The organism is Candidatus Eisenbacteria bacterium (assembly GCA_035577985.1).
Classification (GTDB): Bacteria; Desulfobacterota; Binatia; order DP-6; family DP-6; genus DATJZY01.
In genome coordinates, this window is sequence record DATJZY010000072.1 from 1 (window position 1) to 19,301 (window position 19,301).

24 protein-coding genes are annotated in these 19,301 nt (G+C 70.8%); 10 read left to right on the forward strand and 14 right to left on the reverse strand.

Going from position 1 to position 19,301, the window contains the following annotated elements; all coding sequences use genetic code 11:
- On the forward strand, window positions 1-391 hold a 391-nt coding region (locus tag VMS22_10855; GenBank protein HXJ34518.1), incomplete at its 5' end, for an AIR synthase-related protein.
- Window position 392: 1 nt separating this feature from the next.
- Window positions 393-1,643, forward strand: coding sequence for a hypothetical protein (locus VMS22_10860; protein ID HXJ34519.1), 1,251 nt, complete (start codon window positions 393-395; stop codon window positions 1,641-1,643).
- Window positions 1,644-1,647: 4 nt separating this feature from the next.
- On the opposite strand, the gene VMS22_10865 is transcribed toward VMS22_10860, so the two are convergent.
- The 4 genes from VMS22_10865 to VMS22_10880 form a co-directional block, all read right to left on the reverse strand.
- Window positions 1,648-1,776 (reverse strand): hypothetical protein, encoded by a 129-nt coding sequence (locus VMS22_10865; GenBank protein HXJ34520.1) that lies wholly within the window; start codon window positions 1,774-1,776, stop codon window positions 1,648-1,650.
- Window positions 1,777-1,924: 148 nt separating this feature from the next.
- Window positions 1,925-2,689 (reverse strand): hypothetical protein, encoded by a 765-nt coding sequence (locus VMS22_10870; GenBank protein HXJ34521.1) that lies wholly within the window; start codon window positions 2,687-2,689, stop codon window positions 1,925-1,927.
- The gene (locus tag VMS22_10875) at window positions 2,686-3,153 is read right to left on the reverse strand and encodes a Mov34/MPN/PAD-1 family protein (protein HXJ34522.1); all 468 of its coding nucleotides are present in this window, start codon (window positions 3,151-3,153) and stop codon (window positions 2,686-2,688) included. The genes VMS22_10870 and VMS22_10875 overlap by 4 nt, the downstream gene beginning before the upstream one ends.
- Window positions 3,141-4,148, reverse strand: coding sequence for a 2-dehydropantoate 2-reductase (locus VMS22_10880; GenBank protein ID HXJ34523.1), 1,008 nt, complete (start codon window positions 4,146-4,148; stop codon window positions 3,141-3,143). Before VMS22_10880 ends, VMS22_10875 begins: the two co-directional genes overlap by 13 nt.
- A gap of 9 nt (window positions 4,149-4,157) precedes the next feature.
- On the opposite strand from VMS22_10880, the gene VMS22_10885 reads away from it, so the two are divergent.
- On the forward strand, window positions 4,158-5,282 hold the full coding sequence (locus tag VMS22_10885; protein ID HXJ34524.1) for a M20/M25/M40 family metallo-hydrolase: 1,125 nt from the start codon (window positions 4,158-4,160) through the stop codon (window positions 5,280-5,282).
- A gap of 13 nt (window positions 5,283-5,295) precedes the next feature.
- Here VMS22_10885 and VMS22_10890 read toward each other — a convergent pair whose 3' ends face one another.
- Window positions 5,296-6,255 carry a lysylphosphatidylglycerol synthase transmembrane domain-containing protein gene (locus VMS22_10890; GenBank protein ID HXJ34525.1) on the reverse strand — a complete coding sequence of 320 codons (960 nt, stop codon included), beginning with the start codon at window positions 6,253-6,255 and terminating at the stop codon, window positions 5,296-5,298.
- 133 nt (window positions 6,256-6,388) lie between these two features.
- Here VMS22_10890 and VMS22_10895 point away from each other — a divergent pair, with 133 nt between their 5' ends.
- The gene (locus VMS22_10895; GenBank protein HXJ34526.1) at window positions 6,389-7,747 is read left to right on the forward strand and encodes an FAD-binding protein; all 1,359 of its coding nucleotides are present in this window, start codon (window positions 6,389-6,391) and stop codon (window positions 7,745-7,747) included.
- A 6-nt stretch (window positions 7,748-7,753) separates the two neighbouring features.
- Here the strand turns inward: VMS22_10895 and VMS22_10900 are convergent, their stop codons facing one another.
- From VMS22_10900 to VMS22_10915, 4 genes are all read right to left on the reverse strand, one after another.
- A complete protein-coding gene (locus VMS22_10900; GenBank protein HXJ34527.1) occupies window positions 7,754-7,990 on the reverse strand; it encodes a hypothetical protein in 237 nt (78 codons plus the stop codon).
- Window positions 7,987-8,802, reverse strand: a complete 816-nt coding sequence (locus VMS22_10905; GenBank protein HXJ34528.1) for a lysophospholipid acyltransferase family protein — start codon at window positions 8,800-8,802, stop codon at window positions 7,987-7,989. The genes VMS22_10900 and VMS22_10905 overlap by 4 nt, the downstream gene beginning before the upstream one ends.
- A 99-nt stretch (window positions 8,803-8,901) precedes the next feature.
- Complete coding sequence (locus VMS22_10910; protein ID HXJ34529.1) at window positions 8,902-9,303, reverse strand: MaoC/PaaZ C-terminal domain-containing protein; 402 nt, start codon at window positions 9,301-9,303, stop codon at window positions 8,902-8,904.
- A 3-nt stretch (window positions 9,304-9,306) separates the two neighbouring features.
- Window positions 9,307-9,744: a MaoC family dehydratase N-terminal domain-containing protein gene (locus VMS22_10915; protein ID HXJ34530.1), complete on the reverse strand. Its 438-nt coding sequence runs from the start codon at window positions 9,742-9,744 to the stop codon at window positions 9,307-9,309.
- Window positions 9,745-9,782: 38 nt separating this feature from the next.
- Here VMS22_10915 and VMS22_10920 point away from each other — a divergent pair, with 38 nt between their 5' ends.
- The 3 genes from VMS22_10920 (at window position 9,783) to VMS22_10930 (ending at window position 13,186) form a co-directional block, all read left to right on the forward strand.
- Window positions 9,783-11,264, forward strand: coding sequence for a HAMP domain-containing sensor histidine kinase (locus tag VMS22_10920; protein HXJ34531.1), 1,482 nt, complete (start codon window positions 9,783-9,785; stop codon window positions 11,262-11,264).
- Window positions 11,261-12,667 carry a sigma-54 dependent transcriptional regulator gene (locus tag VMS22_10925; GenBank protein HXJ34532.1) on the forward strand — a complete coding sequence of 469 codons (1,407 nt, stop codon included), beginning with the start codon at window positions 11,261-11,263 and terminating at the stop codon, window positions 12,665-12,667. The genes VMS22_10920 and VMS22_10925 overlap by 4 nt, the downstream gene beginning before the upstream one ends.
- Window positions 12,668-12,742: 75 nt before the next feature.
- On the forward strand, window positions 12,743-13,186 hold the full coding sequence (locus tag VMS22_10930) for a response regulator (GenBank protein ID HXJ34533.1): 444 nt from the start codon (window positions 12,743-12,745) through the stop codon (window positions 13,184-13,186).
- A 102-nt stretch (window positions 13,187-13,288) separates the two neighbouring features.
- On the opposite strand, the gene VMS22_10935 is transcribed toward VMS22_10930, so the two are convergent.
- Together VMS22_10935 and VMS22_10940 are read right to left on the reverse strand one after the other, a co-directional pair.
- Entirely contained in the window at window positions 13,289-13,741 is a 453-nt protein-coding gene (locus VMS22_10935; protein HXJ34534.1) for a GNAT family N-acetyltransferase, read from the reverse strand.
- Entirely contained in the window at window positions 13,738-14,388 is a 651-nt protein-coding gene (locus VMS22_10940; protein ID HXJ34535.1) for a PHP-associated domain-containing protein, read from the reverse strand. The genes VMS22_10935 and VMS22_10940 overlap by 4 nt, the downstream gene beginning before the upstream one ends.
- A gap of 120 nt (window positions 14,389-14,508) precedes the next feature.
- Between VMS22_10940 and VMS22_10945 the strand changes: the two genes are divergently transcribed.
- Complete coding sequence (locus tag VMS22_10945; protein ID HXJ34536.1) at window positions 14,509-14,883, forward strand: hypothetical protein; 375 nt, start codon at window positions 14,509-14,511, stop codon at window positions 14,881-14,883.
- Between the two features lie 168 nt (window positions 14,884-15,051).
- Here the strand turns inward: VMS22_10945 and VMS22_10950 are convergent, their stop codons facing one another.
- From VMS22_10950 to VMS22_10960, 3 genes are read right to left on the reverse strand one after another with little or no spacing between them, the layout of a single operon-like run.
- The gene (locus VMS22_10950; protein ID HXJ34537.1) at window positions 15,052-15,459 is read right to left on the reverse strand and encodes a Zn-ribbon domain-containing OB-fold protein; all 408 of its coding nucleotides are present in this window, start codon (window positions 15,457-15,459) and stop codon (window positions 15,052-15,054) included.
- Window positions 15,456-16,607 (reverse strand): acetyl-CoA acetyltransferase, encoded by a 1,152-nt coding sequence (locus VMS22_10955; GenBank protein ID HXJ34538.1) that lies wholly within the window; start codon window positions 16,605-16,607, stop codon window positions 15,456-15,458. The genes VMS22_10950 and VMS22_10955 overlap by 4 nt, the downstream gene beginning before the upstream one ends.
- Window positions 16,604-17,428 (reverse strand): alpha/beta fold hydrolase, encoded by an 825-nt coding sequence (locus VMS22_10960; GenBank protein ID HXJ34539.1) that lies wholly within the window; start codon window positions 17,426-17,428, stop codon window positions 16,604-16,606. Before VMS22_10960 ends, VMS22_10955 begins: the two co-directional genes overlap by 4 nt.
- 92 nt (window positions 17,429-17,520) lie before the next feature.
- Between VMS22_10960 and motA the strand changes: the two genes are divergently transcribed.
- Entirely contained in the window at window positions 17,521-18,387 is an 867-nt protein-coding gene (gene motA / locus VMS22_10965; GenBank protein ID HXJ34540.1) for a flagellar motor stator protein MotA, read from the forward strand.
- Window positions 18,384-19,295: a flagellar motor protein MotB gene (locus VMS22_10970; protein HXJ34541.1), complete on the forward strand. Its 912-nt coding sequence runs from the start codon at window positions 18,384-18,386 to the stop codon at window positions 19,293-19,295. The genes motA and VMS22_10970 overlap by 4 nt, the downstream gene beginning before the upstream one ends.
- The last annotated feature ends 6 nt before the right edge of the window (window positions 19,296-19,301 follow it).

Here is a 19,301-nt window from a genome sequence, read left to right on the forward strand (position 1 = left end):
CGTGCTCTATCCGCCGGTCGTGCGCGACCTGTTCGAGGCCGGAATCGACGTCCACTACCTCGCCAACGTCACCGGCCACGGCTGGCGCAAGCTCATGCGCGCGCGCCGCGAGCTGCGCTACGTGCTGCACGCGGTGCCGCCACTCTCCCCGCTCTTCCGCTTCCTCGTGGATCGTGCGGGGATCGACTCCGCGGAGGCGTACGCGACGTTCAACATGGGCGCCGGATTCGCGGTCTACGCCCCCGAAGCCGACGCCGCACGCATCGTCGAGATCGCGCGGGCGCGGGACATCACGTCGTGGGCGGCCGGTCACATCGAGGCGGGTCCCCGCGAGGTGATCGTCGAACCCCTCGGGCTCCGCTACGCGAGCGAAACGCTCGCCGTCCGCTGACGTGTGGACGCATCCGCCTGGCCCATGGCGCCGCCGGCTGACGCTCGCGGCGCTCGTCCCGCTCGCTGCGGCGTCGATCCTGGCCGCGCCGCGGCCGGATCCAGAGAAGCTCCGCGCGCGCTACGCCAGGTACGTTGCGCTCGGCGACCATCTCGGCTTCTCGCTGTGTGGGGACTCCACGGTCTTCATGATCGTCGCGGAGCATCCGGGCATGCTGCTGACTCCCGGCTTCCTGTATCAGAGTCGTCCGCTCGTCTTCGCGACGGCGCACGCCGTCGGACGGGCCGCGACCGTCGTCGTCCCAGAGGAGGCCCTCCGGCTGGCTCCCTTGCCGGGGTGGTGGTCGCCCTACCTCGTGCTCAACGCCATCGTCCTCGTCGCCTCGATCTGGCTGTTCGATGCCGCGGTCGCGCCGCCGGGAGCTCGCTACCCGGTGACCGCGCTCCTCGCCGCGCTCCTGCTCGTGAACGAGGTGGTGCGCTGGTTCCTGTGCTCGCCCCATACCCAGCTCCTGATCGTGCTTGCGCCCGTGCTGTGTCTCGTGCTGGCGCGCTCGACGCTCGCGGCGCCGGGCGTGATGACCCAGAGGCGAGCCCTCGTTCTCGGCGGCACGATCGGGCTGCTCGTGCTGGCATACGGCGCGTTCCTGGTGTGTGTTCCGGTCGTCGTGATCGCGTCGATGCTGCGCCCCGCGACGAGGCGATCCGGTGTCACGACGGCTCTGGCTCTCTTCGTCGTCGCGGCGACGACGCCGACGCTTGCGTGGTATGCATTCGTGCAGATCGCGAGCGGTTCCGTGTACAGCGGCGAGGTCGCGAAGTACCGTCAGTTCGTCTGGCCGGCGGACGCCGCGGCGTCGGGCCGCCTCCTCGCAACGGCCAGCGCCTTCGCCCGCGAGTTCGCGGTCACCTCGGCATCCGTGCTGTGGATCCCGCTCGCCATCCTGGGATCCGCCGTCGCGGTCGGGTGGACGCAGCTCCGTCCGGCGGGTCTTCCACCGGAGCGTCGGATCGAGGCGTGTGCCGCCGTCCTCACGCTCGCGTGCCAGACGTCCTTCCTCTACTGGCTGGGCTTCTATCGCGTTCGGCTTTCGATCGGCATGGTCCCGCCGATCCTCGCACTGGCGAACGTGGTGCTCGCCTCCGCCTGGCCGTCGCTGCCCACCCGCACCCGCCGGTCGGTGGTCGCCGTCCTCGCTCTCGTCGTCGCCGCGTCGGTCGTCCACGTGCTCGTCGAAGACCCGCCCGCATGAGGCCTCAGCCGCCGATCACCTCGATCGGCAGCCGCAACGGATTGTAGGGTCCGGTGAGATCGGGGCCGCCCACCTGGACGAGCGAGACTTCGAGCAGGTACCGGCCCGGTCGTGTCGGGGCGCGCACGATCACGCGTGATCGCAAGTGCGGTGCTGACGCGTGACACCTCCCTAGAGCAGGCACCCGATCTGACCCACTCGCCCCCGGCGACCGAACCTGCCGCCGAAAGCGCATCCGCAGCACGACCGGGTGTCGCGGCCGGCGGAGCCGGCGCGGCAGATCAGTGACGCGCGGGTGGCGTCCGCTGCAGCTCGCGTTCGAGCCGCGCGAAGATGGCCGCGCCCTCGCTGCGCAGCTCGGCCTCGACCTGCACCGCACGCGCGCCCTTCCCGAGCGCGCGGGTGACGTCGTAGGCCGACGCGATGCCGCCCGCCACCACCACGTCGATCGGGTGCGGCGCCTCGACCAGCAGCTTCTCGAATCCGGTGAAGGCGTTGGGCGCCACCACGGCCCGCGCGCCGGCGCCCAGGAGCGTCTCGACGAGCAGCACGTACGGCATGCGCGGATGATCCGGGATCCTCACCCAGCACGGGCTCGCCGCTGCCACCCGGCTCGTGATCTCGGCCAGCAGCCCCGGCTCGTCGAACGGCACGAGCGTCGCGTCGACCCACTCGTCGGCGAGGTTCGCTTCGACGGCGGCCACGCCCGCGTCGGCGAACGACCTGGCGAGGAACCCGAACTCGTCGGGCGTGCCGCCCACCACGCTCGCGACCACCGGTCGCGTCGCGTCGCGCGCGAGCTCGCGGACGAAGGGCAGGAACTTGTCGAAACCGGGGTTGTGCAGCGAGCGGAACTGCGGGTGCAAGAACGGCCGGACGGTCGTCGGCGGGAGCACGATCGCGCCGGTGCGCGAGTGCGCGAGGGCGCGCAGCTCGCTCGCCGTCGTCGCCGCTCCCGACGCGTTCATGACGCAGAACGGGAGCCGCACGCCGCCGACGACGGCACCCAGCCTCGCCGCGCGCGCCGTCGCCGCGGGATCGCTCATCCACGGACCTCGATCGCCACCTCGACGAACTCCCGGCGGGCCTCGTCCCAGCGAAACGCCTTGGCCTCGCCCACTTCGCGCGCGTCCGAGACGACGACGTACGTCACGTCGGGATAGTTGGGCTCGTCCCACGGCTCGACGGCCTTCTTCTTGTCCTCGTCCGAGAAGTACGCGCCGTTGATGGCGTGCGAGTGGTAGAAGACGAGGAGCTGCGAGCCGGGCCGGTCGCCGTCGCGCTGGGCCGCGAACAGCTCGTCCTGCTTCGGCGTGTACGCCGTCGCCGCCGTGCGCGGATAGGTCTGCGGGTCCTTCGCGTGCAGCTCGTTCTGGATGTTGGTGAACCGATGCACGACGTCGCGCCCGCCGCGGTGGACGACGGCCCCGCAGCATTCGTCGGGATGCACCTCGCGCGCGTGGGAGAACATCGCGTCGAGCGCCGCCCGGTCGATCGTCAGTGGCTCCATGGTCCCTCGCCGAGGCGGGACCGCCGAACGCGGGCCCGGATCAGGTGCGTGAGTGTCGTGTTGACGGGTACGGCGATTCCGACCTCCCCTCCGCGGCGCGCGACGTAGCCGTTGATCGCCTCGATCTCGGTCGGGCGGCCGCGCTCCAGGTCCTGCAGCATCGACGAGCGGTGCGCCGCGGTCGGCGGCACGAGCGCACCGTAGAAGACGTCGCGATATGCCGCGGCATCGGGCCAGCCGAGGGCAACGCCCGACGCGCGGGCCACGGCGAATGCTTCGTCGATCGCGGCGTTCATGAGCGCGCGCGTGTCCGCGTCCTGCGCGAGATGGCCATAGGGCACGCCGAGCAGCGCGCCCAGCGGGTTCAGGGCGGCGTTGTAGAACACCTTGGCCCAGAGCTCGCCCGCGAGGTTCGCCGTCGGCTCCGAGGGAATGCCGGCGGCGGCGAACGCATCCGCCCACTCGGCGCCCGCGGCGGCGCGGGCGGCGTCCGCCGGATCCGGGCTGCCCACCAGCACCGGCGCGGCGTTGACGGTCACGCGCACGCGTCCCGGCGCGAGCAACTCCGCGCCGAAGATGACGCGCGCGCCGAGCACGCGTCGCGGCCCCACGACCTCCGCGGCCTGCTCGAGGTTGCCGAGACCGTTCTGCAGGCACACGAGGTGTCCGTCGGCGGCGAGGTGCGGCGCGATCGCGCGCACCGTCGCCGACGTGTCGTACGACTTCACGGTGACGAGGACGGTCGCGAACGAGCGGCGCAGCGCGGCGGCGTCGGTCGCGATCTCGATGCCGCGCACGACGTGCTCCCCGAAGAGGCCTTCGATGCGAAGCCCGCTCGCGCGTACGGCGTCCAGGTGCTCCGCGCGCCCGAGCAGCACGATGGGCCATCCCGCACGCGCCAGCAGGCCACCGAAGACCGAGCCGAGCGCGCCCGCCCCGGCCACCAGCACGGGCGCGCGTGCCTCCCGTTGCGTCACGCCGGCACGATACGTCATGCTCCGTGCATGATCCAGGCGGACCGCATCCGCGATCTTCTCCTCGAGCTCGTCCGCATCGACAGCCTCTCGAAGCGCGAGGGCCACATCGCGAGGCGACTCGCGACCGAGCTCTCCGAGCTGGGTGCGGACATCGAGTTCGACGATGCCGGCGCCAAGGTCGGCGGCGAGATCGGGAACCTGATCGCGCACGTGCGCGGCACCACCGACGCGCCGCCGCTCCTGCTCTGCGCGCACATGGACACGGTCGAGCCGGGCGTCGGCGTGAAACCCATCGTCGAGGGCGACGTCATCCGCACCGACGGCACGACGGTGCTCGGTGGTGACGACAAGTCGGGGGTCGCGATCATCCTCGAGTGCCTTCGCGTCTGTCGCGAACGGACGCTCCGGCATCCGCCCCTCGAGATCGTCTTCACGATCTGTGAAGAGCTCGGTCTGCTCGGCGCGCGCCATCTCGACATCACGCGCGTGCGGGCGCGCGGCGGGCTCGTGTTCGACAGCGACGCCGTCGGCTTCGTGTTCACGCGCGCGCCGGGGTCGAATCACCTCGAGGTCGTCGTACGAGGGCGGGCGGCGCACGCGGGAATGGCGCCCGAGCAGGGCGTGAGCGCGATCCAGGTGGCGGCCGACGCGATCTCGCACATGCGGCTCGGGCGCATCGACGCCGAGACGACGGCGAACCTGGGCGTCGTCACCGGCGGGCGCGCGGTCAACATCATCCCCGACGAGGTGCGCATCCTGGGCGAGGCCCGCAGCCACGACGCCGCCAAGCTGGACGCCCAGTGCGCGCACATGCGGAGCTGCTTCGAGGACGCCGCGCGGCGCGCGCCCGGCTCGGCCGTCGAGGTGCGGGTCGAGCCCAGCTACGCGGCCATGAACGTCTCCGACGACGCGCCCATCATGCGGCTCCTGCGCAGGGCCGCCGCGGAGGTCGGACGGACCATCGAATCGGCCGGCATGGGCGGTGGCTGCGACGCGAACATCTTGAACCAGCGGGGCCTCGAGGTCGTGAACCTCGGCACCGGCATGCGCGAGATCCACACCACCAAGGAGTGGCTCAAGGTGAGCGACATGGTCGCGGCGGCGGAGGTCACGCTCGCCGCGATCCGGCTCGCGGCCGATCTTCGCGGCTGAGGCGGGGGTGCGCCTACGCGGCGGTCGCGCTGTGCTCTTCGCGGCGGAGCCGGAGGTTCGGGAGCTCGGCGCCGGTCGCGAAGAAGATGGCCCCGCCGACGAGGCCGGCGATGGCCGTCACGACCCACCAGAGCAGGCCGATCGTGACCGCGACCGAGTCCTGCACGTCGATCAGGCCGAGGAAGTAGAGATAGCCGCCCTCGCGCACGCCGAAGCCGCCGATGCTGACCGGGAGCGCCATCATGATCGAGAGCACCGGGTGGAAGACCAAGCAGTAGGAGAAGGGCAGCGTCACGCCCACCGCGCGACCGAGCAGCCACTGCACGCACACCTGTGAGAGATGGAAGGCGAGCGAGAGCGCGACGGCGCGCAGGAGCACGCCCCGATCGCGCCAGAACGGCGCCAGATCGGTCTCCACCTGGCGGCGGATGCGATTGTCCTTCGGCAGCAGCTTCACCAGCCGCGGGCAGGTCCACCACCCGACGACCAGAACGATGCCGCCCGCCATGAGGGCGAAGCTGATCGGCCCCGCGAAGTGATACTGCGGATAGGCGAGGAGCGTGACCGAGCCGAGCGCCATGAGGATCGCGAGCCCGCTCACACGATCGAAGAGCACGGAGTTGAGCGCCAGTCCCGGCCGGTGACCGCGCCCGAGGTAGAGCGCACGGACCACGTCCCCTCCGAGGGTCGAGACGCCGAGGAAGTTGAAGAACATACCGATGAAGTAGAAGCGGGCATACTCGAGATAGCTGCCCCGCAACCCGACCGATCGTCCGAGCACGGCCCACTTGAGGGCGGAGATGCCCTGCCCGACCAGGTACAGCGCCAGCGCGAGGGCGACCCAGGAGACGCGTACACCCGTGAGCGACGCCCACAGATGCTGCCGATCGACGTCGACCAGGATGTAGGTGACGATTCCGAGGCTGACGGCGATCCGCGCGCCCCATCGTCCCGCCTCCCGGAACCTGCGCATCGCGCGATTGTGAACGGCGGAGTGTTTTTTGCAAATTCACTCGGGCGCCATCCTGCGGCGACTGCTTCCTTGACTTCGTCGCCACGGGCCGGCTAAGGCGCGCCCGATGGCGGCGGCAGAACGACACGAATCTGTGGGGTTGATCGTCGTCGGGGCGAGCGTCGGCGGCCTCGTCGCGGCGATCACCGCGGCCGATCACGGGCACCGCGTGGTGCTGCTCGAGCGCGCCAAGGAGCTCGGGGGCGGAGCCGGGACCGAGTCGGAGACGATCGCCGCGGCCGGCACCCGATTCCAGCGCGTCGCGGACCTCGACGACGCGCCCGATCGCCTGGTAGCCGATCTGCGCGCGGTGACCCGGCATCATCTGGAAGCAGACGAAACCGCCGCGCTCGTCGCCCAGAGCGCGGCCCTCGTCGAGTGGCTGGAAAAACGTTGCGGCGTCCAGGTGACCCTCCAGTCCAGGACCGCGGTGGCCGGCCACAGCGCGCCCCGTCTCCACGCAGTCGGCGAGCAGGGCGGTGCCAGCCTCATCGCGACGTTGGTGAGCCACGCCTCGCGCAAGACCCACATCCGCGTGCGCGCGGCGACCGAGGTCGAGCGCCTCACGACCGACGAGGCGGGCGCGGTCACCGGCATCGCCGTGCGCCCGGATCGACGCGGCGCCTCGATCGTGACGGGGCCCGTCGTGCTCGCCTGCGGCGGCTTCGTCGCCAACGACGAGCTGATCGCGACGCACTGTCCCGACGTGAAGGACCTTCCCCACCTGGGCGCGTTCGGCGGCAGGGGCGAGGCGCTCCGGCTCGCGGAACCCGTCGGCGCCGCCACCTCACACATGGGGGCCTGCGCGGTGACGCCGTTCCTCGCCCAGCCGAGCCATCTCGCGGTCCCGCGCGCGGTCGTCGACCTCGGCGGCATCCTCGTGAACCAGCTCGGCAAGCGGTTCGCCGACGAAACCAAGGACGCGCTGGCGCTCGCGCTCGAAATTCGCGCGCAGCCGGGAAAGGTGGCCTATCTCCTGTTCGACGAGCGCGTGATGAACGCCGTCGCAGCGAACGATCCGTTCTTCGCGCGTGTCGTGCTGCCGCGCACGGCGCGCCGTGGGAGCAGCGTCGCCATGCTCGCGAAGCAGCTCGAGCTCACGGAAGCGGGCCTCGCGCTGACACTCGAAACGTACAACGCGAACCTCGGCCTCGGCGGCGATCCATTCGGCCGCCAGCGCAGCCGCGTGGCGCTCGAGGCGCCCTTCTCCGGCATTCGCGTGACGGGCGCGCGGCGCGCCACGCTCGGCGGCCTCGCGGTCGACGCCGCTGGACGCGTGCGGCACACCTCGGGCGTGCCGATCCCCGGGCTCTTCGCGGTGGGCGGCGCAGCGAGCGGACTCTCCGGCGACGGAACCGACGGCGGGCTCGTCGGAATGGACGCGCTCGTCACGCTCGGCCGCGCGCGGGCCGCCGCGCTCGCGCTCGGCTCGGTCGCCGACGAGGGCGCCTGAGCGCGACTACTGGGCGAGCTCGGCGCCGGCGCGCCGTCCCGCGCCCGTCGCCTGCGTCCACAGGTTGACGATCGCGAAGAAGAGCTCGTCGATCGACTCGTACGCGTAGGGCGACGCCGCCAGAAGGCCGCCGAAGTCCTCCGCGCGCAGGCTCCAACCCCGCAGCGGATCGCCGTAGACGGGATAGACGGCGGCGCCGATGCGCAGATAGGTCCGCGGTGTGGTGACGGTGGGCGGCGTCATCCGAAGAACACCGAGCGCCGGCGCTGCTTCAACCGCGTGACCATCGCCTGCAGCTTGCGTCGCACCTTCATGGCTTCGAGCCGAGCGCGCAGCCACTTGGCCTCGTCGTCCGCGACCGAGAGCTGCATCGGCTTACCGAACTTGATGAACCATTTCGTCGGCAGCGGCAACGCCCCGAGAAGCCCCAGGATGGGGAAGAACGGGGTGATCGGCACGTACGGCATCCCGAAGAGCTTCCCCACGCCCTCCGCGCGTCCGACGAGGGGATAGATTTCCTCGGCGCCCACGACCGCGACCGGAATCACCGGCACGCCGAGCGCGAGGGCGATGCGCGCGAAGCCCGGGCTGAACGAGCGCAGCCGGTAGCGATCGCTGAACGGCTTCGCGACGCCCGAAACACCCTCGGGGAAGATCAGCAGCTCGCCGTCGTGCTTCAGGACCTCCAGCGCATTCTCGCGCGATGCGGTGACGCCGCCCACCTTGCGGTAGAACGCGTCGACCGGAGCGACGTTGGCCACGAACCGATCGTAGAGGAAGCGGAGCACGCGGCCGTCGTGCTGGTGCAGCGCCGTGCAGATCATCGCGCCGTCGAACGGCAGCGCGCCCGAATGGTTCGAGACGTAGAGCGCGGGGCCCGACTTCGGCAGGTTGTGCAGGCCGAGCGCTTCGACGCGCCAGTAGCGCTCGTAGAAGAAGCGGAAGAGCGGGATCACGCGCTCCCGCAGCGCGACGTCCAACCCGAACGCATCGTCCTCGGGCGTCGCGCGCCACACGGGCTCGCGCCGCACACCGTTCGTGACCTCGGGCGCCATCCCTGTCACGCCGCTGCCACCCCCACGCACCATCTCCGCTTCCCTGCTCGGCGTCCCTATAGCTCACGCGCGCCGCCGGTGACAAGGCGCTTTTCGAGGTCAGGCGAGCTGCAGGGTCGCAGTGCCGATGACGAGGCGCTCGCCTTCGTCGCTCTCGATCCACACGTCGACCTCGACGGTACGCGCCGACTCGTCCCGCTCGGTGACGACACCGCAGAGCCGGATCGTCCGATCGGCCAGGACGAGTCCGCGGAACGTCGTGCCCAGACGACGCAGCGCGCCGATACCGGCCCATCGCTCGAGGTACGCCGAGAGCAGACCCATGCTCATGTTGCCCGGCGTGATCATCTCGGGGAGTCCCTCCCGCCGGGCACCCTCGTCGTCGGTGAAGCGGGGGAAATAGATGTCGCAGGCCCGCGCATAGGCGCGCACGGCGTCCTTCGAGTGGCGCAGATCGTGCGGGGTGATCTCGTCGCCTTCGGCCACCTCGTCGAAGCGCACGGCTCAGCCCTCGAGTCCCTTGTACATGAAGCGGTTGTCGACGACGGCGACGGTCTCGCTCCGGCGGTTCATCATCGTGAAGCGGACGACCACGAAGACCATCGAGCCGGTACGGCCGGTCTTCTCGTAGACTTCATGAAGGGTGGAGCTGACGGTGATCCGGTCGCCGGGCCGGATCGGGGTCCCGAGCCGGATGTCCTTCCCGGCATCGAAGCTCATGCGAAACCTGAGCTTTTCCGGGAGGGTATCGGGGAAGAACTTCTGCCCTTTGAAGCGCACGCAATAGGTCGGATGCGCGACCAGCTCCGGCCCCGCCTGGGTGTAGCGCGGGTCGGTCTCTCCGAGCGCACGAGCGAATGAAACGAGCTCCTCGGCCGTCACAGCCTCGTGCTCCGCACGGTCGAATTCCTGTCCCAGGATGGCGGGGTCGACGTCGAGCATGAGTGGCGAAGCTAGGTCATCGTGGTGGACGTGGCAACTTGAAGCTCACTCGCAAGCTCATCCTGGCGCTCGTGGTCACGATCTTCGTGGTCATGGGGATCGACGCGGCCCTCCAGCTTCGCCGGGAGGTCACGCTCTTCGAGTCCGACATGGCGCACGACGAGCGTGCGATGGGCCAGGCGCTCCGGGTGGCCCTGGAGGCCGCCGCGACCGAGGCCGGCGTCGACCATGCGCGGGCCCTGCTCGAGCGGATCCGCCAGAGCGAGAGCCGGGTGAACCTCCGCTGGATCTCGCTCGACCGCCCGGGCGACATGGCGGCCCTCACCCCCGGGGCGCGGGAGCACCTGCTGCAGGGCGACGAGGCGCACGTCGTGCGCACCGACGAGGTCGGCAACGAGCACCAGTCGACGTACATGCCGATCGTCGTCGGGGGCACCCGGGTGGCGGCCATCGAGCTCTCGGAGCCCCTCGAGCCGCAGCGAAGCTTCCTGCGCCGCACCGAGCTGCAGATCCTCGGCACGCTGATCGTGCTGATCCTCGTCTGCGGCGCGGCGGCCATGTGGCTCGGCGTCGTCTTCGTCGGGCGGCCGATGCGTGCGCTCGCTGAGCAGGCGCGCCGGATCGGTACCGGCGACCTCTCGCAGCGCCTCGGCCTGCGGCAGCGCGACGAGATCGGCAGCCTGGCGGCCGAGCTGAACGTCACCTGCGATCGGCTCGCCGAGGCGCAGCAGCAGGTCCGGGTGGAGACCGAGGCACGCATCGCGGCGCTGGAGCAGCTCCGGCACGCCGACCGCCTGAAGACCGTCGGACAGCTCGCGTCCGGCGTCGCACACGAGCTGGGGACGCCCCTCAACGTCGTGGGCGGCCGCGCCAAGCTGATCGCGTCCGGAGCCCTCTCGCCCGACGAGGTGACCGGCAGTGCCCGCGTCATCGCCGAGCAGTCCGAGCGCATGACCGCAATCATCCGCCAGCTCCTGGACTTCGCGCGACGGCGGGGTACCCGCGCCGCGGTCGTCGACCTGCGCGACATCGTCGCCCGGACCACCGACATGCTCGCCGTGCTGGCCAGGGGTCGGGGGGTCACGATCGACGTCGAGCGCAAACCCAACCCGATGCGCATCCGGACCGATCCCAACCAGCTTCAGCAGGCCTTAACGAACATCCTGGTGAACGGCATCCAGGCCATGCCCGAGGGGGGTCGCCTCCACGTCGAGGTGGGGCCCGGGCCCTCGCATGGCACGCCGCCTGCAAGGAACGGCGACGCAACTGGTTACTGGCAGGTCGTGGTCGAGGACGAAGGCGTCGGCATCCCCGCCGAGCACGTTCCTCGTTTGTTCGAACCGTTCTTCACCACGAAGAGCGTCGGCGAAGGCACCGGGCTCGGGCTCGCCGTCGCGCACGGCATCGTCGCCGAGCACGGGGGATGGATCAACGTCATCAGCACACCGGGGCATGGGAGCCGCTTCGAGGTCGTCCTCGAGGCGGAGGACATGACGCCCAATCAAGCGGAGGCCGTATGAAAGGTACGATTCTCGTCGTCGACGACGACAAATCCTTGTGCGAGTTCCTCGAGGTCGGCCTGCGCCGAGCCGGCTTCACGGTCGCTTCGAGTACCATCCCCGACGAAGCCCTGAAGATGCTCGACACCGTCGAGCCCGACGTAGTCCTGGCCGACCTCGAGATGCGAGGCGTCGGCGGGCTCGAGCTCTGCGAGCGCGTCGCCGCGAGCCGTCCCGACGTCCCGGTCGTCCTCATGACGGCCTTCGGCAGCCTCGAGGCCGCGATCGGCGCCATCCGCGCAGGGGCCTACGACTTCCTCACCAAACCGGTCGACATCGACGCCCTCACGGTGGCACTCGAGCGCGCCATCCAGCACCGCTCGCTGCGGGCCGAGGTCCAGACCTTGCGCCGCGTGGTCGAGGACGCACGCGGCTTCGGCGATCTGCTCGGGTCGAGCGCGGCCATGCAGGCAGTCTACGACCTCGTCGAGCGGGCGGCGCCCACCACCGCGTCGGTGCTCATCACCGGCGAGAGCGGCACCGGCAAGGAGCTCGTGGCGCGCGCCGTCCACCGGCGCAGCCGCCGCAGCGCGGGCCCGTTCGTTGCCGTCAATTGCGCGGCCATTCCCGAGGCTCTCATCGAAAGCGAGCTCTTCGGGCACGTGCGCGGCGCGTTCACGGACGCCCGCGGGGCGCGCACCGGCCTCTTCCTGCAGGCCCACGGCGGCACGCTGTTCCTCGACGAGATCGGCGACCTGCCGCTCTCCCTCCAGCCGAAGCTGCTGCGCGCGCTCCAGGAGCGCTCGGTGCGCCCGGTCGGCTCCGACGCCGAGGTACCGTGCGACGTGCGCGTCATCACCGCGACCAACCGCGATCTCGAGGCGGCCGTCCGCGAAGGACGCTTCCGCGAGGACCTGTTCTTCCGCCTGGCGGTGATCCACGTGCCCGTGCCGCCGCTGCGCGACCGCGGCAACGACGTCCTCGCCCTGGCGCAGCACTTCCTCAGCCGCTCGGCCAAGGAGGCCAACTCGTCCGTGCGCGGTCTCTCGCCCGCCGCGGCCGAGCGCCTGCTCGCCTACGAATGGCCGGGCAACGTGCGCGAGCTGCAGAACGCCATCGAGCGCGCCGTCGCCCTGGCGCGCACCGACGTCCTCAACGCCGACGACCTGCCCGAGCGCGTGACGGGGCCCCGCACGAACGGCTCCGCCGCTCCGGGCGAGACGGCGCAGCCCACCACGTTCGCACCGCTCGACGAGGTCGAGCGGCGCCACATCCTGCGTGTGCTGGAGGCGATGCGCGGCAACAAGACGGTCGCGGCCCAGGTGCTCGGCATCGATCGCAAGACGCTCCACCGCAAGCTCACCGGCTACGCGGGCGTGCCGCGCAGGGCGTCCTTCCGCAGCGTTTCTCCGCAGCTGGGGTAGGACACCGCCGCGGCTCCGACGCGAATCGGAGGCTTTCTCCGGCACGTTTTCTGCTCGATGCGACCAGGAGGTCTCATGAACGAATCGAGCACCAACGCAGCCGCCCTGAGCTTGCCGACGACGGCGCGGAGGCCTCGCATCCTGGTGGCCGAGGACAGCACGGAGATGCGCCGGCTCATCGCCGGCACGCTCCGCGCCCAGGGCTACGACGTCACCGAAGCGCGTGACGGCATGGAGCTCCTCGACTACATCGAAGAAGCCGCCAAGTACGATGCATCCGATCGGTATGCGGCCGTCGTCTCCGACGTCCGCATGCCGTGGCTCTCCGGAATGGACGTCATGGCCGTGCTCAACGCCGCGGCGTGGCGCACGCCCGTCGTCCTGATCACGGCCTTCGGCGACGAGGAGACGCATGCCGAAGGTCGGGCCCTCGGCGCCGCGGTCATGATCGACAAGCCCTTCGAGATGGAAACCCTGACGAGCGCGCTCTCACGCCTTCTCTCCGAACGGACGTGGTGAGACGGCGAGGTGCTCGTGTGTGAGGCACGGGTACCGCGGGGCGGCGAGCTGCCTTTCCCCTCCCGTAGATCAAGGCAGCTCGTCGTCCCGTGACCGGAGGGGCTACCGGCCGCGCAGGTAGATGTCGGGATCGGTCTTGCGCATGAGCCGCCGCGGCTCGGGCTCCTCGAACCCGAAGCGACGATAGAGCTCGTGGGCGTCCGCGGTGGCGAGGAGGTAGCTCCGCAGATCTTGCAGCTCGGGGCACGCCATCACGCACTCGACGAGCCACTTGCCGAGGCCGCGCCCGCGGTGCGCCGCCGCCACGAACACGTCGGCGAGCCACGCGAACGTCGCGTAGTCGGTGACCACGCGCGCATAGGCGACCTGTTCGTCGGATCCGTAGAGCCCGAAGTTGAGCGATCCCCTGGCGGCGCGCTCGATGACGTCGAGCGGAATGCCCTTGGCCCAGTACGACTCCTCGGCCAGCCAGCGCTGCACCAGGAGGAGGTCCAGGCGAACGGGGTCCGTGCTCACCACGAACCCGTCGCGACGCCACTCGCGGACGACGGTCACGACGCCGCGGCGCGCGGCCGGAAGTCGACCGGCCGGCAGCGGCCGGCCCGCAGCTCGCGCACGAGGTCGTCCATGGTGCGTATGTCGGCGTCGAGCTCCGTCGCGCAGATGCCGACGAAGCTCACCAGGTGCGAGTCGCTGCCGCCGAAGCCCGCGTAGCCGTACCGCTCCATCAGCTCGCGGACGCGCGCGTCCTCGCCCTTCTTCGAGCCCCCGTTCAGCGCCTCGACCGCGATCACACCCTCGAGCACGGGCTTCGTCTCGTAGTGGGCGCACATGCCCACGTTCGGGCGACCGGGATGGCATGGCAGCGCCACGCCACCCATCCGGTAGACCTCGGTGATCACGTCCTGCGCCGGGAGACGCACGTTCGCGAAGTCGAACCGCGCCAGGATGTCGTCGTTGACGCCGTAGACGAGTACGTGGCCGTAGTCGGTCTCGATCTCGGCCGCGTTGAGGATGAGCAGGCCGTACTTGTCCTCGAGGTCGCGGAAATCGCGGGTCGGGTCGAACTGGCGGTGCTCGGTCAGCACGATGCCGTCGAGCGGCCGCTCCTCGCGCTTGCGCTGCAGGATCTTCAAGTACGCCTCGACCGGCGCCCGGCTGTCGTCGGAGGCCTCCGAGTGCATGTGCAGATCGAGGATCATCGCCGGCCGTGAACGCTAACCCGAAGGATCAGGAGCGGCAACCGTCCCGGGACGAGATGCCACACGCGAGGCATCGTGCCCCGGTGGTTCGAAGGCGTCGAAGGCGCCCGCCGTGGCACGATGGCTGCTGCGACGGCGATGCGCCGTCTCCTGGCAGGTGTCACGTTCGCGCTCGGCCTCCTCGCATGCACCGCGAGCGCCACCGACCTCCACTCCGTCACCGGCTTCGACGAGTTCGCCGAGGAGCACCCGCGCATCGGGGCCGACCTGCGGCGCCAGCCCGCCCTCGCCGGCGACGCCGAGTACCTGCGCCGTCATCCGAGCCTGGGCGGGTTCCTGCGCGACCATCCGAACGCCCACGTGGAGCTGGAGGAGGAGGAGCCGACGCCCCTTCCGCAGAAGACCGCCCCCGCCGCGGACGAGGAAAACCCGAAGCGCACGGCCCACCACGCGACGCACTCGATCTTCGAGAACCCGCTCGACGACGACGACTAGACCCGCGACCGGCATGCGGCGGCCAGCGAAGCTGGCGCGGCAGGCGTGCAACGCACGCAACGGCGCTCGCGCGCGCGGAGACCGCCGCCTCGAGCCGCGTGACTCGCATCCGGCTCGAAGTGCCATCGCCAGGGTGGCGCGGGTGCCGGGTGGGATGCGGGCGATACGTCAGGCCGGGCGGAAGAGCGGCAGCGTCAGCTCGGGCGTGACGTCCTCGTATTGGACCACGACCGGTAGCCCGACGCGCACCGCATCCGGCGCGCACCCGACGACGTTGGTCATCATGCGCGGGCCTTCCTCGAGCTCGACGACCGCCAGCACGTAGGGCAGCGTCTCGCGGAAGCCCGGCGCCTGATTCTGGTGCGTGACCGTGAAGCTGTAGACCGTGCCGCGCCCGCTCGCACGCACCCACTCGGTCCGCGACGAGAGGCACGTGGGGCAGACGGCGCGCGGCGGAAAGCGCCTGGTTCCGCAGTCGCGGCAACGCTGGAAGTAGAGCTCGTGGCGGGCCAGGGCCTCCCAGTAGCCCCGGCTCTCCTCGTCGATGCGCGGCAGCGGTTTCTTGTAGCTGCTCATGCGCGCCCCAGGATCATGGTGACGCCGCTGTGGCGCTGGCCCAGCATGCCGCCGGTGCCGTGCACGAGCGCGATCTCGCAGTCCTTCACCTGCGCCGCGCCGCGCTCGCCGCGGAGCTGCTTCACCGCTTCGATCACGAGGAAGATGCCGCGCATGCCCGGGTGGTTCGACGACAGCCCGCCGCCGTCGGTGTTGGTCGGCAGCGAGCCGCCGAGCCCCAGCCGGCCATCCGAGCAGAACGCGCCGCCCTCGCCGGGCTTGCAGAAGCCGAGCCCTTCCAGCGTCGCCAGCACGGTGATCGTGTAGGAATCGTAGATCATGCAGAGGTCGACGTCGGTGTGCTTCACGCCGGCGCGCTCGAGCGCCACCGGCCCCGACTGCCGCGCGGCCACGTCCAGCAGATCGCGATCGCCGATGCCGTGGTGTCGCACCGCCTCGCTCGCGCCCAGGATGAGCGCCGCGCGTTTCGGCAGGTCGCGCGCCCGCTCGGCCGACACGAGCACGAGCGCGCCGCCGCCGTCGGAGATCATGCAGCAGTCGAGGAGGTGGAGCGGCGACGAGATGATCCGCGAGGCGAGCACGTCCTCGACCGTGATCGGATCGCGATACTTCGCATGCGGGTTCAGGATCGCGTGCCGGCGCATGGTGACCGCGATCTCGGCGAGCTGGGCGCTCGTCGTCCCGAACTCGTGCATGTGACGCTGCGCCACGAGGGCGTACGATCCGACGATGGTCGGGCCGAACGGCGCCTCGAAGTTGTCGGCCGGGCTCATCATGAAGCCGCCGCCGGTGCCGATCGCGAAGCGCTCCGAGGCGGCCGTCGAGCCGTAGGTGACGAGCGCCACCGAGCAGAGTCCCGCCTCGATCGCGGCCGTCGCATGCAGGCAATGCGAGACGAACGACGAGCCGCCGATGTCCTGCGTGTCGAGGTAGCCGGGGCGCAGGTTCAGGTGCTGGGCGAGCGACATGATGCCGATCGGCCCGACCCCGCTGGTGAAGAAGCCGTCGACGTCCTTGATCGTGAGCCCGGCGTCTTCGAGCGCGCCGCGCGCGCTCTCGACGTGGATCTGGAACGCGGTCTTGTCGGGCGCATAGCGTGTCGGATGCTCGTAGACGCCCGCCACCGCCACCTTGCCCCACACGCTCATGGCCGGGCGGTCCCCGCCGCGAAGTCGGCGAGCAGCCGGCCCACGACCTCGGGCTGCTCCTGTGGCGCGAGGTGTCCGGCCCGCGCGACGGTCTCGAAGCGCGCGCCCGCGATGCCGCGGCACAGCGCTTCCGTCAGGGCGGGCGCGGTGACGCGGTCGTCGGCGCCGGCGACGACGAGGGTCGGCACGCACACCGTCCCGAGCAGCGGCCGGCCGTCGAAGCCCGCCGCGGCCTCGAAGTCGGTCAGGCGCACGCGCGGGTCGGTCTTCACGAGCTCGGTGAAGAACTCGCGCATGACGTCGGGCGTCGACTGCGGCGAGAAGAGCTCGGGGGAGAACTGCTGCGGCATCCGCCCCTGGACGACGCTGCGGAGCTGCTCGATCGCGGCCCCGATCTCGGGCCTGGCCGAGCACGAGAGCAGGACGAGGCCGCGCAGCCGGGCGCCGTGTCGTGTCGCGAACGCCAGCGCGATCGTGCCGCCGTAGCTATGTCCCACGAGGACGAACGGCCGCAGCCCGAGCGCCTCGGCGACGGCGGCGACGACGTCCGCGCACGCGTCGACCGTCGGGGGAGCGTCGAGCCCCGCCGAGCGGCCGTGACCGGGGAGATCGAGGGCGACGGCGCTGTGGCCGGCCTCCACCAGGAGCTCCATCTGCCGGCGCCACATGCCGGCCGACCCGCCCGCCGGCGCGAGGAGCACGAACAGCGTCCCGCGATCGAGCGCGGGCGGGACGTCCGGGAGCGTCGTCGGACCGGTGTGCAGGTAGTGAAGGGCCGTGCCGCCCTGGTCGATGTATTTGGTGGAGAACGCGGCGGCCAAGGTGCACGGGTCTAGGCTGCCACGCGCGCCGGTGTCAATTCGCTGACCGACTTCAAGGTTTGCCGGCGGAGCGCCGATAGACCGTCGGGGTCATGTTCTCACTGATCGGCCTGTTCGTCGTCGCCGTTGCCGTGCTGGGCGGATTCGCCATGGCGGGCGGGCGCATGCAGGTGCTGATGCAGCCGAACGAGCTGGTCGTGATCGGCGGCGCCTGCCTGGGCACGCTCATCATCTCGGCCGTCGGCAACGTGCGCGGGCAGCTCCTGCGCACCGTGCTGAAGGCGTTCGGCAGCGGCGTTCCCGGACGCCAGGAGTACCTGGACCTCCTGAAGCTGCTCTACGAGCTCTTCACCTTCATGCGCCGCAACGGCGCCGTCGCCCTGGACGAGCACATCGCCGACGTGCGCAAGAGCCCCATCTTCCGGAAGTACACTTCGTTCCTGCGCAACGAGCGCGCCGTGGAGTTCCTGGTCGATGCCTTCAAGCAGGTCGTGAACGGCACGGCGTCGGCGGAGGAGCTGGAGGTGATGCTCGAGCAGGAGCTGGAGACGCACCACGAAGAGCACGCGATCCCGATCGGGCTCCTCAAGACCGCGGGCGACGCGCTGCCCGGCCTCGGCATCGTCGCCGCCGTGCTCGGCATCGTCACCACCATGGGCAAGCTCGACGCGACGCCCGAGGAGATCGGGCACAACGTCGCCGCGGCGCTGGTCGGCACGTTCCTCGGCATCCTCCTCTCGTACGGCCTCGTGCAGCCGCTCGCGACCAACGCGGAGCTGCAGGAGGCGATCGGCAGCCGCTACCTGCGCTGCATCAAGGAGGGCCTCGTCGCGTCGCTGCGCGGCGCGGCGCCGATCGTGGCGATCGAGTTCGCCCGCAAGGCCATCTTCGCCGCGGACCGTCCGTCCAGCACCGAGACCGAGCGCGCATGCAAGGTCGTGAAGGCGGCGACCACGTGACCGGATCCCACGAGCCGCCGCGCCCGCGCATCATCATCCGCAAGCGCCGGACCTTCGGGCACAACAACCGCATCGGCGTCTGGAAGCTCGCGTACGCCGACTTCGTGACGGCCATGATGGCCTTCTTCATGGTGATGTGGCTCCTCACGCAGGCCGACCTGAAGCTCCGCTCGGAGATCGCGAAGTACTTCCGCAGCCCGGGCGTGCTGCCGGGCGGTGCGGCGATCAACGAGGAGATGAACGCGGCCCGGACGCGCGATCCGAAGGTCGTGACCGACGACATCCTCGTCGTGCAGGGCGAGGGCGAAGAGCGCGTCATGAAGGGTCGCGCGAAGGAGATCGAGAAGGCGGTCAAGCAGGCGGCGGCGGAGCACGCCGAGCTCGCAGGCATCGCCGAGCAGGTGAAGGTCGAGGTGACGCCGCAGGGCCTCCAGATCGAGGTCGTCGACCAGGGGCGCATGCTCCTGTTCGATCTCTCGTCGGCCGAGCTGAAGCCGCGCGTGCTGGAGCTGCTGCGCAGCATCGCGCCGGTGCTGGGCAAGCTGCCGAACCCGCTCCAGATCGGGGGCCACACCGATAGCCGGCCGTTCCCCACCGGCTCGGCGACGTCGAACTGGCAGCTCGCCTTCCAGCGCGCCGAGAACGCGCGGCGGGTGCTCGAGGCGTCGGGCCTCTGGGCGGGCCAGGTCGAGCGTGTGATCTCGTACGCCGATGTCGAGCCGCTCGATCCCTCGAATCCCCTCGCCGACGAGAACCGGCGCCTGTCCATCCTGGCCGTCCGTCGCTTCCCGGCGCCGCCGGCGAACGAGGGCGGTCCGATCACCGACGAGCTGACGCCGCCGGTCCCCGCACAGCCGCCGGCGCACGACGCCGGCCGGCCCGTTCACAACCCGAACGACCGGAGCTAGACTCGC